Source organism: Nonomuraea sp. NPDC049709 (assembly GCF_040674815.1).
GTDB lineage: Bacteria > Actinomycetota > Actinomycetes > Streptosporangiales > Streptosporangiaceae > Nonomuraea.
Window position 1 is genome coordinate 40,980 of record NZ_JBFANM010000034.1, and the last position, 13,253, is coordinate 54,232.

At 71.0% G+C, this 13,253-nt stretch carries 10 protein-coding genes; 2 read left to right on the forward strand and 8 right to left on the reverse strand.

The window, feature by feature from the left end; genetic code table 11:
- Positions 1 to 18: 18 nt before the first annotated feature.
- From AB0J69_RS31060 to AB0J69_RS31095, 8 genes are all read right to left on the reverse strand, one after another.
- Positions 19 to 1,116, reverse strand: coding sequence for a hypothetical protein (locus AB0J69_RS31060; RefSeq protein WP_364124233.1), 1,098 nt, complete (start codon positions 1,114 to 1,116; stop codon positions 19 to 21).
- Positions 1,117 to 1,178: 62 nt separating this feature from the next.
- Positions 1,179 to 1,808, reverse strand: coding sequence for an HNH endonuclease family protein (locus tag AB0J69_RS31065; protein WP_364124236.1), 630 nt, complete (start codon positions 1,806 to 1,808; stop codon positions 1,179 to 1,181).
- Positions 1,809 to 2,397: 589 nt separating this feature from the next.
- A complete protein-coding gene (locus AB0J69_RS31070; RefSeq protein ID WP_364124238.1) occupies positions 2,398 to 3,654 on the reverse strand; it encodes a Gfo/Idh/MocA family oxidoreductase in 1,257 nt (418 codons plus the stop codon).
- An 11-nt stretch (positions 3,655 to 3,665) separates the two neighbouring features.
- On the reverse strand, positions 3,666 to 4,646 hold the full coding sequence (locus tag AB0J69_RS31075) for an ABC transporter permease (protein ID WP_364124241.1): 981 nt from the start codon (positions 4,644 to 4,646) through the stop codon (positions 3,666 to 3,668).
- Complete coding sequence (locus AB0J69_RS31080; protein ID WP_364124244.1) at positions 4,643 to 5,599, reverse strand: ABC transporter permease; 957 nt, start codon at positions 5,597 to 5,599, stop codon at positions 4,643 to 4,645. Before AB0J69_RS31080 ends, AB0J69_RS31075 begins: the two co-directional genes overlap by 4 nt.
- On the reverse strand, positions 5,596 to 7,119 hold the full coding sequence (locus AB0J69_RS31085; protein ID WP_364124247.1) for a sugar ABC transporter ATP-binding protein: 1,524 nt from the start codon (positions 7,117 to 7,119) through the stop codon (positions 5,596 to 5,598). The genes AB0J69_RS31080 and AB0J69_RS31085 overlap by 4 nt, the downstream gene beginning before the upstream one ends.
- The gene (locus AB0J69_RS31090; protein ID WP_364124250.1) at positions 7,116 to 8,144 is read right to left on the reverse strand and encodes an ABC transporter substrate-binding protein; all 1,029 of its coding nucleotides are present in this window, start codon (positions 8,142 to 8,144) and stop codon (positions 7,116 to 7,118) included. Before AB0J69_RS31090 ends, AB0J69_RS31085 begins: the two co-directional genes overlap by 4 nt.
- Positions 8,145 to 8,306: 162 nt before the next feature.
- A complete protein-coding gene (locus AB0J69_RS31095; RefSeq protein WP_364124253.1) occupies positions 8,307 to 9,515 on the reverse strand; it encodes an ROK family transcriptional regulator in 1,209 nt (402 codons plus the stop codon).
- Between the two features lie 76 nt (positions 9,516 to 9,591).
- Here AB0J69_RS31095 and AB0J69_RS31100 point away from each other — a divergent pair, with 76 nt between their 5' ends.
- Together AB0J69_RS31100 and AB0J69_RS31105 are read left to right on the forward strand one after the other, a co-directional pair.
- Positions 9,592 to 10,584, forward strand: coding sequence for an ROK family protein (locus AB0J69_RS31100; RefSeq protein ID WP_364124256.1), 993 nt, complete (start codon positions 9,592 to 9,594; stop codon positions 10,582 to 10,584).
- Positions 10,585 to 10,760: 176 nt separating this feature from the next.
- Complete coding sequence (locus AB0J69_RS31105) at positions 10,761 to 13,070, forward strand: polysaccharide deacetylase family protein (RefSeq protein ID WP_364124259.1); 2,310 nt, start codon at positions 10,761 to 10,763, stop codon at positions 13,068 to 13,070.
- The last annotated feature ends 183 nt before the right edge of the window (positions 13,071 to 13,253 follow it).

Sequence of the window (13,253 nt, forward strand, 5' to 3'; positions counted from 1 at the left end):
CAACGACATATCAACTCGTCAGTAGGTGCAGGACTCGGCGCGGTCGCGTACCACGTAGTAGGCCTTGCGGGGCACGGTGCCGGCGGCGTTGACGATGCCGGTGTTGTCGCCGGAGCGGCCGTCGGTGAACGTGTAGAAGTAGATTCGGGTGATCTTGCCGCTCAGGTTGGAGAACCGGTTGATGAAGGCCGCTGCCTGGCACTGCGAGGTCTCGCCGAGGACGTGGACGTTCTTGCCCGAGTCGCAGGTCACGTCATGGGTGGTGCAGTCCAGCTGGTAGTACGCGCCGGTGGCGCCGATCCACAGGTTGCCGCTTGACCAGTCGGTCTGGCCGGTGACGCAGTGGTTGCCCTCGGTGCAGTACAGCTCGCGCAGGAAGGTCTTCAGCTCGGCCGCGCTGTTGTCGCCGCTGACCTGGTAGCGGATCACGTCGGCGTAGTTGTGCACGCTCCACAGGTTCGGCCGGTGGTCGCCGAGGTGCCGCTTGTATTTCTGCAGGTAGTTCGAGCTCTGCGTGCCGGCGAACTCACCGGCGGCCAGCAGGCAGGTCGGGCAGTCCACGGCGGCCCAGCGGTAGTAGTAGGCGGCCATGCGCGGACCGCAGTTGGCCACCAGCGGGCTGGCCGTGTCGCAGCCGCCGCCCGGGTCGTCCAGGTAGTACTGCCCGCCGGGCAGCAGCGCGCGGGAGCCGTCGGTGGGGCGGAAGTTCGGCTCGTTCCATGGGCCGATCGCGTCCACGCGCGTGCCGTAGGCCGCCACGAACGCCTTGAAGGCCGTGCGGTACGTCGTCTCGTCCGGCGCCTTGCCGTATCCAGGCCGCTCCGGCTCGGGAATCCTGGCCAGCCCGACGTTGCGCGTCACGCCGGCGCCCTCGGCGCTCTCCAGCCAGGCCTCGAACGCCTGCCGGCGGGGATCGGAGGCAGGGCGCAGGGCCACGTCGTAGGGCACGATCACGCGGCCGCGGATGACGTTCAGCCCGGCCCACAGCGGGCTGGAGAACGTGGCCTCCCCGCTGTCGGCGATCCCTTGCGCGTGGTCGGCCGCGGTCGCCGGCGCGATGTCGATCAGGGCTGTGGCCGCCACGGTGAGCGCGACCAGGAGTGCGTATCGTCGCATCTGCTGTCCTCTCCGTCGTACGGAACCGCCCCGCCCGGGGCGGTTCCTCCAGGTCGTGTCCGTCAGCAGGAGCCGAGCATGCTGTTCAGCGCCGACTTCTCCGCGCTGTCCACGCTCAGGCCCCAGGTGTACTTGACCTGGATCCACGCACGGGCGTAGGTGCAGCGGAAGGAGGTCAGGGACGGCTTCCACTGGGCCGGGTCCTGGTCGCCCTTGGACTGGTTGACGTTGTCGGTGACGGCCCACAGCTGAGGGCCGTTGAGGTCGTTGGCGAAGGACTGGCGGCGGGAGGTGGTCCAGTTCCACGCGCCGGAGGCCCACGCCTCGGCCAGCGGGACCATGTGGTCGATGTCCACGTCGCTCGCGGCGGTCCAGGTCGCGCCGTCGTACGGGGAGTACCAGCGGCCGGAGGTGGCGGCGCAGGAGGAACTGGTCACCACGTTGGTGCCGTCCCGCTTGAGCACCTGCTCGCGGGTGTCGCAGGACCCGGAGACGGTGATCCAGTGCGGGAACAGGTCGCGGTTGTAGGTCGAGCCGTGCGACTCGGCGGCGACGGTGAGCGCGGCCAGCCGGGAGGCGGCCGTGCTCGCCGAGGGGATGCCGGGCGGGGTGGCCGAGGCCGGCCCGGAGACGATCACGGAGACTGTTAGGGCCGCGATGGCAGCGGAGACGACAGAGACGACTCGTCGCATGGCGAGCGGGTCCCTTTCTGGCCGGCGTCCTCGGCCAGGGAGGGGTGATCCTGGTCGGAGGCGAGGAGACGGCCAAAGGGGACGTTTGCAGCCTTATCTGGCGAACTAGTAAAGATCACGTTGAGCCAACGCAAGCCGTATATGTCCGGAAGATCTATCGCCGAACGGCGGCAACGAGGTCGGCGAGCGCGGGCCGGATGGCTCGCGGACAGCCGCGTGAGTACGGCACGCCGGTCGGCAACCGTCAGCCGCTCGGCTCCACGCGGAACCTTGAGGACCGATTCGGGACGCTGTGCCGACCTAGCTACCAGCGACGTCCATACATGCCGAAGTCGAGCGCTGTGCCTGGGCTGGTCCACCTCGCTGCTGCGAGGGCGCAGGCGCTGCAGCGCAAGACGGGTCGATCGCAACTGCGGGTCGGATGGTCCTTGTCACGCTTCACCACCGCTCACCCGACCACCGAGCGGGTTGTCCAGGTGATCAGGGACTTCTCACATGAGCGAACTGCTCGCACCACCAGCTACAGCACGGGCCAGATGACATACGACCTGCGCCGCCCACACCTCGGCGGCCCGCGACAAGCTGCGATTCATGCCGGACCGGGCCGCCACGTTCCCTGGGCCACCTGCGGCACGAACGTGTCCAGGCCGGCCACCGGGAAGCGCACCGTCTCCCCCTTCTCGGCGGACAGGTACGCGGCCATCATCAGCTCGCTGACCTCGACACCGTGCTTCAGGTTCTCTCGCGGCTGTCGCCGGGCCAGGAAGTCCGCGGCCACCGCCCGGTTCTCCGCCGTGTACCCGTAGGTCAGGGCCTCGTCGGACACGATCGGCAGCAGGCCCTGCTCCGCACCCTGCTTCTCGACCAGGTCCTCGCCCTCGGGGGAGCGGATCTCCCGGCTGAGAAACAGCTGCGCCTCGGTGTTCAGCGTGCTGGCGCTCATCGAGTACTCCGGCCCGAGCAGTTCGAATGTCAGCCGCAGCCCGGGCCCAACGTAGCTCCACGACGTGGTCGCCTCGACAACCGCCTCATCGCCGTCGCCGTTGCGGAACGTGATGGTCGCGTGGGCGTAATCCTCGGCCGGCTGCCGGGTGTAGTCGACGGCACCGCCGTACCGCACGGCCAGCTGCGCGGCGTGCCGCTTGCGGGACCACTTCAGTGAGGCGATCTGCGCGCTCACCGACACCGGGGTGAGCCAGGCCGACTGGTCCACGCCGGGCGGCGTCAGCAGGTACCGGCCCGCCTCGATCGAGTGGCACATCATGTCGCTGAGCACGCCGCCGCCCTGCCGCGTACCGTCCCAGAACCAGGCGGCGTGCGGGCCGCTGTGCTCCTCGGCGCACCGGGCGAGGTACGGCGTCCCGGCCGATGCGGCGCCCCGGGCCCAGAGCAGTTCGTGGCCCCGGGTGAGGGCGGGCGCGTACACCTGGTTCTCCAGGTACGCGTGCAGCAGCTCGGCGCTCTCGACCAGCTCCGCAACCCGGCGGGCCTCGGCCAGGTTGCGGCCGAGCGGCTTCTCGACGGCGACACCGACGAGGGACGCGCGCCCGGACGTCACCTCCTCGGCGATGGTCTCGACGACGGCCAGCCGGGCGTGGTTCGGCGCCACCACCCAGACAGCGTCGACCCGCGGGTCGCGAACCAGCTCGCGCAGGCCGGTGTAGGCATGCGCGTCGCCGACCCGCAGCTCGCGGCAGCGCTCGGCCAGCGCCTGCGCGCTCTCGGCCCGCGGGCTCTGGACGGCGACGACGTCGGCGTCGCGGACGCCGGTCCACGAGGTGACGTGGAAGTTTGCCATGAATCCTGCGCCGACGATGCCGACTCCGAGCCGTTCGCTGTTCTCCATGGTGGGACCCCTTAACTCCGAAGGCGTCGCTGCCGCCCGTAGAGCGACAGCAGGACGAGCAGGACGACGCCGTTGACGACGGTGCGCCCGGCGCCGCCGATGTCCAGCGTGGTGAGCAGACCCTGCAGGACGGTCAGCACGATCGCGCCGACCGCGGTGCCGGCGTAGCCGCCGATGCCGCCGGCCAGCAGCGTCCCGCCGATGACGACGGCCGCCACCGACGGCAGCATGTACTGGTCGGCGAGGTCGAGGAAGACCGACTCGGTGTATCCGAGCAGCAGGAGGCCGGCCAGCCCGGCGAACGTCGCGGACAGCACGTACGCCAGGATCAGCGTGCGGTTGACCCGGACGCCGGTCAGCTCCGCGGCGGATCGGTTGGCCCCAACGGCGAACAGGTTCCAGCCGAACGTGGTGCGGCGCAGCAGCCAGACGGCGAGCAGGCCGAGCAGCAGCCACAGGAACAGCAGCCCTGGCAGGTCGGCGATCATCCGGCCGTTGACCAGCGACGTGAGCGCCGGCGCCGCCCGGCCGCTGGCCTGCCCTCCGGTGTAGGCGAGGATCAGGCCCTGCACAACGCCGATCATGCCCAGCGTCATGACGAACGGCGGGATCCGCAGCAGCGTGACGCCCAGCCCGTTGACCAGCCCGATCGCCGCGGCGACCAGCAGCGCCAGGGTCACGGCCGGCACGATGCCGCCATCGTCACCGGCCATCACCCGTGACCCGATGATGGCCGCGAACGTCGCCACCTTGCCGACCGACAGGTCGACGCCGCCGCCACCGGCGATGATCACGATGGTCTGGCCGATCGCGATGATGCCGAGGAAGGCCGCTACCCGCATGAGGTTGACCAGCTGCCCGTACCCGGCGAACCCGGGCGAGACGATCTCGCCGGCGATCATCAGGACGACGGCGATCGCGCCTGCCAGTGCCACCGGCCCGGGCCGCCAGGCGAGGGTCCGTCGAGGCGCCTCCACGGTCGGTGCACTCATGCCGCCGGCCTCCTCTTCTGCAACGCCGGGATGCCGGCCAGGGCCAGTGCGAGGATGATCACGCCCCCGTTGACCAGCTGCCGGTACGCCGTCGGCACGTCGGCGAAGAACACGATGTTCGTGACCAGCGCGAGGACGATGGCGCCGATGATCGACCCGCCCGCCCCGCCTCGCCCGCCCGCCAGCGCCGTCCCGCCGAGGACCACCGCGGCCACCGAAGCGAGCGTCAGCTCGTTGCCGACGAACGGGTCGCCGGAGCCCGTGTTGGCCAGGATCGCCAGCGCCGACAGCGCCGCGAACAGCCCGCCCAGCACGTACGCCCAGACCCGCGTGGGGGCGACCGGCACCAGCGAGGCGTACGCGGCGTCGGCGTCACCACCGACGGCGTAGATGTGCCGCATCACGCGGTGCCGGCGCAGCACCCACCAGAGCAGCGCGAGCAGAAGGATCGCCAGCAGCGCGACCGGCACCCCGAGCACGGAGTCGCGATACGCCGCCGTGACCTCCAACGGCACTGAGCCGCCGGGAGTCGGCAGCACCACCAGCGCCAGCCCGGAGAACACGAAGCTGGTCGCGAACGTCGCGACGATCGGCTGCAGCCGTAACAACGCGACCACCATCCCGTTCAGCGCGCCGCAGGCCAGCCCGACGCCCAGCGCGGTGGCCGCGGCCAGCGGGAACCGGTCAAGCTCCCCGTCTACGACCTGGACGGCGACGACGCTGGCCAGCGTGACCTGCGCGCCCAGCGAGAGGTCGATGCCGCCGCTCAACACCACGACCGTTTGCCCGACGGCGATCGCCACCAGCGGCACGAATGTCGCGAAGTTCGAGGTCAGCGCGTAGCCGCCCCAGAAGTTCGGTTGCAGCGCCGAGTTGACGACGACGGCCACCACCAGCATCGCGACCGTCGCGACGCCGGACAGCTGGACGCCGGGCAGGCGGACCTTCTTCACAGCGACTCTCCCGGGGCGAGCCGCAGCGCGCTGGACACCAGCCGGTCCTCCGTGATCGCCGTCGCGCTCAGCTCCTCAACGACGGCTCCCTCGAAGAGCACCAGCACGCGGTCGCTCAGCTCTATCAGCTCGCGGTTGTCGCTGGAGTTGAGGATGACGACGGCGCCGTCGTCGGCCAGGCCGCGTACGATCGCGTAGATCTCCTCCCTCGCGGCGACATCGACGCCCTTGGTGGGATCGTCCAGCAGCACGACCCGCGGCCGGTCGAGCAGCCACTTGCCGATGACGATCTTCTGCTGGTTGCCGCCGGACAGCGTGGAGACCGGGTCGGCCAACGAGCCGATCTTGATCTGCAGCCGCTCGATCATCGACCGGGCTGCGCGCCGCTCGGTCGCGGCGCCGAGCGCGAGCTTCATCCGCGCTCGGCGGTGCATGCTGGCCAGCGAGAGGTTCTCCTGGATCGGCCGCGACGCGAACATGCCCTGCCGGTCGCGGTCGCCGGGCACCAGGGCGACTCCGGCGCCGGCCGCCCTGGCCGCCGAGGTCAGCGGCAGCGGCCGGCCGTCCAGCAGCGCCTCCCCCACGGTGACGCGGGCGGCGCCGAACAGCGCGAGCAGCAGGTCGGACTGGCCCTGCCCCTGCAGCCCGCCGAGCCCCAGCACCTCACCGGCGCAGGCGGTGAAGCCGACGTCGCGCAGCCGGTCGGTGGTGAGCCCGCGCACCTCGAGAGTCGCCGCCGTCGCCGCTGCTCGGTTCGCTCCCGCCGCACGAGGCACCCGGTGCGGCGCGTCACCGACCATGAGCCGGACCAGTTCGTCCTCGTCGGTGGCCGCCAGTTCGACCGTGCCCACGGTACGGCCGTTGCGCAGCACCGTGGCGCGGTCGCAGAGTGCGAACACCTCATCCAGCCGGTGTGAGGTGAACACCACCAGCACGCCGGCTGCGCGCAGCTCGCGGACCACGTCGAACAGCACCTCGACCTGCTCCTTGTGCAGGGACGCGGTGGCCTCGTCGAGCACGAGGACCCGGGGCTCGCGGGCCAGCGCCTTGGCGACCTCGACGATCTGCCGCTCGCCGGGCCCGAGCGAGCCGGCCGGCCGGTCCAGCGGCAGCCGCCCGGAGAACGCGGCGGCGAACCGTTCCAGCGCGGCGGCGGCACACTCGCGGGCGGCGCGGTGGTCGAGGAAGCCCCACCGGCGAGCCGGTTCCAGCCCGAGTACCACGTTCTGCGTCACCGTCAGGTCGGGGACGAGGCTCAGCTGCTGGTGGACGGCGGCGATGCCAAGGGCGTGCGCGCCGCGCGGGCCTCGGATGCGCGCCTCGGCGCCGTCGATCCGGATCTCGCCGGAGTCGGGGACGACGGTGCCAGCCAGCGTCTTGTCCAGCGTGCTCTTACCAGAGCCGTTCGGGCCGAGCAGGGCGTGCACCTCACCGCCAACCGCGATGAGGCTCGCACCGTCGAGCGCCTGGACGCCGCCGTACCGCTTGCGGACGCCCGTCATCTCCAGCAGCGTGCTCACTGGAAGAATTCCGCGGCCTGCTCGCGGGTCAGCGAGCCGTCCAGGCAGTACGCGTCTCCCTTGCCGCGGGCCTCGCCCCAGTACTTGTCGAAGGCGGCCTCGTCCACGGTGTACGGGATCGGGATGTGGACGGTGTTGCCGTTGATCTTGCCGGCGGGGAACTTCCGGCCGTCGAGCACGTTGACGGCCATGTGCAACGCCGACACGGCGCCACCGGGCGGGTTCACGACGCCGATGCTCTCGAAGCCGTTCGCCCGTGCCTTGTCCCACAGTCGCATGAACCCGACTCGGGCCTCTCCGGAGATCGTGATCCGGTCCAGGCGGCCGGCCGCCTGGACGGCGCGGAACACGCCCTCAGCCATGCCGTCCTGCGTCCAGACGCCGTCCACGTCGGGGTAGGTGGCCAGCAGGTTCGTCATCACCTGCTGCCCGGTGGCCTGATCCCAGTTGCCGTCGGCGACGGTGAGCACGTTGACGCCGGCCTTGGCGAAGACCTCTTTTGCGGCGCCCCAGCGCGTCTCGTTGGCCGGGTGGCCGGCGATGCCGTTGACGACGACGATGTCGCCGCCCTTGCCCACCTGCCCGGCCAGCCATTCGGCGGAGATGCGGGCCCACTCGGCCTGGTCGATGACGACGTTCGTGACATCCTTGGAAGTGACCGCCTGATCGATGGCGAACATCTTAATGCCCTGCTGTGTCGCCTCACGGAAGACGGCGTCCAGGGCGGTCTCCGAATTCGGGTTGACGATGATCGCGTCGACGTCGCGGTTGATGAGGTTGCGGATCTGCTGGATCTGGCCGTTGACGTCGGTGTCGGCGCTCTCGATGACCAGCTCGTCGACGACGCCCTCGTCCTGGTAATCGGCGAACGCCGTCTTCAGGCCCTCGACCATCTGAGTGCGCCACTCGCTGCCGACGAAGCCGTTGCTCAACCCTATGGTGTACGGCCGGCCGCCGGCCTCGGCACCGCTGCCGCCGTCGCCCGAGCTGCAGGCTGTCAGGAGGACGACCAGAGCGCCGGCCACAGCACCTGCCCGCCACCCTCGACTCGGTCTCGGCATGAGGACCACACCCTTTCTCAGGTGACTTTATGTCCAGCACGAGCAATAAGTGGGCCCAATGGTGCCCCACCGTCGGGGGTACCGTCTACCGTTCGGCGCGATCTTTCCCGCCATGAGGGTCCGGTGTCAGGGAATGGCCTGGACGTAGGCGGACTCGCTCACCAGGCGCGCGGCCAGCTCTGCGGCGCCGACGATCGCGGCGTCGCCGCCAAGCACGGACGCGGCCAGCCGCGGCACGTGCGGGATCTTGCCGACGAGCCGGTCACGCAGGCCGGGCGTGATGAGATCGGCCGCGCCGCCCATCTCACCACCGACGATGACCAGCTCCGGGTCCAGGACCGTGCACAGGTTGGCGACGGCCAGCGCGACGTAGTCGAGCGTCTCCTCCAGCAGCGCCCGCGCCTCCGAGCTGCCGCTTCTGACCAGGTCGAACACGTCGGCGGCGGTGAGCGGCCGATCCCCGGGCGCGCCGATGCCGCGCTCGCGGGCCTGCCGGGTCAGCCCGGCCGACCCGACCCGGCTTTCCAGGTCGCCGAACCCGGGGAACAGCCGGGCCAGCGACGAGCGGTCCAGCAGCATGTAGCCGATCTCGCCAGCCGCCGCCCGCGAACCCCGATGCAGCCGGCCGCCGGTGACGATGCCGACGCCGATGCCGGTGCCCAACACGACGGCAACGAGGTCCTGGACGCCCTGGCCGGCACCGCGGTGGTGCTCGCCGACGGCCAGCACGTTGGCGTCGTTCTCGACCACGACGGGCAGGCCGGTGCGGTCGTGCAGCAGCGAGCCGACCGGCACCTCGCGCCAGTCGAGTGCGGGCGCCCAGGTCACGCGCCCGTCGGCGCCGTCGACGACGCCCGGGACGGCGACCCCCACGGCCTGGCTGGCCTGGCTCCGCTCCCCGGCGGCGTCACCCAGCTCGGCGGCGACGGACAGCGCCTCCTCCAGGCGGATGGTCGCGCGGTCGGCGGCGTGCAGCACATCGGGGACCACGGGACGCCGGACCCGGTGGACGATGACGCCGTCGAAGTCGACCAGCGCGCCCTCGGTGCGGGTGGCGCCCACATGGACCACCGACACGAGGTGGGCCCGGCCGCTGTAGCGCAGCAGGATCGACGGCCGCCCGCCGGTGGACGGCTGGAGCCCGTCGGCGATAACCAGGCCCTTGCGCTGCAACTGACCGGCCAGCCGGTTCACGGTAGCGGGGCTGAGACCGGTGCGGGCACCGATCTCCTGCCGCGACAGCGGCCCGTGCTGCCGCAGCACGTCGAGAATTGCGGTCTGGTTCACCCGCGAGACGGTGCCAGCGTTGGCCGTCGAGGAGGTCGGACCGGACATGACTGCTCCCCTGAGTTTTCTATCAGGCTGATACTGTAACCGTCCCCGAGCCCGATCAAGACGGGAGAGGCCGCCTGTGCCCGGAACTGACCGTACCGGCCCGCTGCGACTGGCCCTCGCCGAGGCCGGCTGGCTGCCGTCGGGCAGCGCCGGGCCGGCCCTGCCCGACGAGGCGTTCCTCGGAGAGCCGGTGGTAGGCGTCGACCTGGGCGGCACCAAGCTGCACGCGGTGCTATACGACCCCGCCCGGCACCGGCTGCTGGATCGTGTCGAGCACACCGATCCACGCGGCGGCACGGCCGTGACCAGCCAGATCGCCCGACTTGTGGCATCGCTGACGTCGGCAGCGGGCGGCGGGGGGCGACCGACGCGGGTCGCCGTCGGCTGCCCCGGCGCCCCGGATCCGGTCACCGGCACCTTCGGGCACGCGCCCAACATCCCGGGTTGGGACCGGATGGACGTGACCACCGACCTCGAGGCCCGTCTGGGCATCCGGCCCCTGGTGCACAACGACGCGAACCTGGCCGCCTGGGGCGAGCACGTCTGGCGGCCGGAAGACGGCGGCGACCTCGCGTTCGTTGCGGTCGGGACCGGGGTCGGGCTCGGCCTGGTGCTGGGTGGCCGGATGTACGCGGGCAGCCGCGGCCTGGCCGGCGAGGTGGCCGACCTGCCGTTCGGTGCGGACCCGTTCGATCCGGCCAACCTCGTGCACGGACCACTGGAGCAGCAGGTCAGCGGCCGTGGCATCGAGCGTCGTTACCACGAGCTGACCGGCAGGCGGCGCCCGGCGGCGGAGGTGTTCGCGACCGCGGCAGGCGGTGACGAGGCGGCCGCGCAGGCGCTGGACGAGTTGGGCCGGATGCTGGCGCTGGCGCTGCGGGCGGTCCGGGCGATCGTCGATCCGGCGACGTTCGTGCTGGGCGGCGGGATCGGCTCGCGGCCGGAGACGCTGGCCGCCGCCCGGCGCTGGCTGGCCGTCACCGAGGGCGAGTCGTTGCAGGTCAGGGCCAGCACATTTGGGACTCGAGCGGCCGTCGCGGGAGCGCTGGCCGCCGCCGCGGCGATCTGACCTTGTCGAGAGTTCAGTATCACCACGATAAGAAAGTGGTTCATTCCCGGCCTTGAAGGGTTCCGATGACGATGTGTCACGAGTACCTTCACAGGGATCAACAATCTGCTCAGCATTTCGATTCGTTCTGAGCAGATCTCGCTCGGCATGCCCGCTGACCTCCCGAAGGAGTGGCCATGGCCAGGACAGTGACGGGACGATTCCCGGCGGCGCGAGTGCTGGGGGTGGTGGTCGCCAGCGCGCTGATCGGCATGATTGTGGCCGTGCCCGCCGAGGCCTCCGGCACGCTGGTCAGGACGGCAGTGGCCGCACCCGGCGCCGACCCGTCGAAGGCCTCATCCGACGTGGATCCGTCAAGCGGGTCGCCAGGATCAGCGGTGACCGCGGCCGATGTCTGCCCAGCCGGCTGGTCCACCGAGACCACGGTCTGGTTCGGCCCGCCACGCGTCGACACCGGCATCCTCAACCCCCGGCGCGACGACGGCTGCACGCTGCTCGACGTCGTCTGGCGGGCGGAGCCGTTCGACACCCACGGCCAGTTCGTTGCCACCGTCGACCGTGCCACGCGCGAGTTCCGCCGCCTCGGCCTGCTCGACGCGGGCGAGGCGCGCACTATCCGCTCGGCTGCCGCCCGCTCCGCCGTCGGCGGTCCGGCCGACGACTCGTTCACGAACACCTGCACCGATCGGGTGGCGCTGACGTTCGATGACGGCCCGTCGTTCTACCGCGCCCGGACGCTGGCGATCTTGCGCGAGAAGCAGGTCCCGGCGACGTTTTTCGACGTGGGCATGCGCATCGACGCCAACTCGCAGCTTGCGGAATTCGAGCGGCGCGAGGGTCATCTCGTACTCAACCACACCTACGAGCACCCCAACCTCAACGAGGTCACCCTGCCGAGGCTGCGGGCCGAGCTGCGGGCCACCGAGAAGGCGCTGGACCGGGCCAGGGTCGAGCGGCCGTTCGCCGGCATGCGCCCGCCCTTCCTCGCGGCCAACGCGCAGGTCAGGGCCGAGCTGGCGCAGCTCGGCTTCACAGTCATCGGCGGCGACATCGACGCGGCAGACTGGCTGCCGGACCGGTCGGCCGAGCAGCTGCGGGCCGACATCGCCGCGGGCATCGCCGACGGACGGCGGAACGTCTTCCTGCACGACGGCCCCATCGACACCGTCGCCGGACGGGAGCTAATGAAGGCCCTGCCGCAGATCATCGACGACATCCGGGCGGCCGGGCTGTGCTTCGGCACGTTCGACAGCACGGGCGCGATCGTCGCCGACCGGTACGTCTCGAGCGGTGAGGCGATCCCGTCTGTCGTTAACGCGGTGCCGTACCTGCCGCTGATGTTCGGCGGGGGGCTGCCGCCGGAGCCCTACAAGATCATCACTCCGACGCCCATTGCTCCGGGGCCGATCAGCCGGGCCACGACGACCGCCACGACGGCGACCACCGCCACGAGGAGCATGTCTTCGGCCGCGGGCGCCGCGTCCAACGGATGCCCGAACGGCTGGTCCTCGGAGGGCACGGTCTGGTTCGGCCCGCCGCGCGTCGACACCGGCATCACCAACCCCGAGGGCCCAGACGGCTGCACCCTGCTGGACCGCGTCTGGGAGCGGGAGCCATTCGCCACCCACGGTGCCTTTGTGTCCGCCGTCCGCGCCGCCGCCGACGAGTTCGTCGCCGCCGGCCTGCTCAGCAGACCGGAACAGGCCCGCATCGTCTCGGCCGCCGCCCGCACCCACGTCGGCGGACCGCGCGACACGTCCGTCCCGAACTCCTGCGACCGCCGGCTGGCCATCCAGTTCGACGACGGCCCGTCGCACTACCGGACGGAGACACTGCGGATCCTCCGCGAGAAGCAGGTGACCGGCGTGTTCATGGACACCGGCACCCGGGTCAAGGCGAACCCGCAATTCGCTCGGTTCCAACTGGCTGAGGGACACAAGCTGCTCAACCACACCTACAGCCATGCGAACCTCAATGAGGTGCTGGCCAGCGAGGGTCCCGACGGCGTCCGTCGCGAAATCACGGCCGCGGAGGCCACGTTCGCCGCCGTCGGCGCCCCGATCTCGTTCAAGGGCATCCGTCCGCCGTTCGGCGCCGCGAACGCGCAGGTCCGACAGATCGTCGCGGACATGGGCTACACGGCCTACATGACCCGCATCGGCACCGACGACTGGGTGCCGGACCGTACGCCGCAGGAGATCAGCGACGCCATCGTCGAACAGCTGCACCCGGGCGCGATCATCTCGCTTCACGACGGCCCGTACGACACCCCGGCCGGCCGGGGTACGAACGGTGGGTTGGCTCTGCTCATCGACGCCGCCCGCGAGCGGGGCTACTGCTTCGGCACCGTCGACCACCACGGCGACGTGGTAGCGGACCGGTTGATCCCAACTGACCAACCGATCCCGGTGGTCGAGAACCCGGTGCCGTACGCGCCGCTGATCTTCCCCGGTGAGCCGCCGCACCCCTACGTGATCCTCGACTGACTCAGGAGGCGAGTGCCGACTGTGGGGCACCAAGCGCGAGCGAGCATCATGAAGACAGGCACCGTCGACTGCTGCGCCGCGGCTCGTTACCTGGTGCTCCCTCGGGCGGGTAGATCGTGGCCGCACTCGGGCTGGTCATGCTCGTGGCGGCGCTCGCCGCCGCCACCGACCCGTTTTGGCAGA

Coding starts and splice junctions, on each gene's coding strand:
- AB0J69_RS31060 (WP_364124233.1), bottom strand. CDS start 1,116: ATGCGACGATACGCACTCCTGGTCGCGCTCACCGTGGCGGCCACAGCC.
- AB0J69_RS31065 (WP_364124236.1), bottom strand. CDS start 1,808: ATGCGACGAGTCGTCTCTGTCGTCTCCGCTGCCATCGCGGCCCTAACA.
- AB0J69_RS31070 (WP_364124238.1), bottom strand. CDS start 3,654: ATGGAGAACAGCGAACGGCTCGGAGTCGGCATCGTCGGCGCAGGATTC.
- AB0J69_RS31075 (WP_364124241.1), bottom strand. CDS start 4,646: ATGAGTGCACCGACCGTGGAGGCGCCTCGACGGACCCTCGCCTGGCGG.
- AB0J69_RS31095 (WP_364124253.1), bottom strand. CDS start 9,515: ATGTCCGGTCCGACCTCCTCGACGGCCAACGCTGGCACCGTCTCGCGG.
- AB0J69_RS31105 (WP_364124259.1), top strand. CDS start 10,761: ATGGCCAGGACAGTGACGGGACGATTCCCGGCGGCGCGAGTGCTGGGG.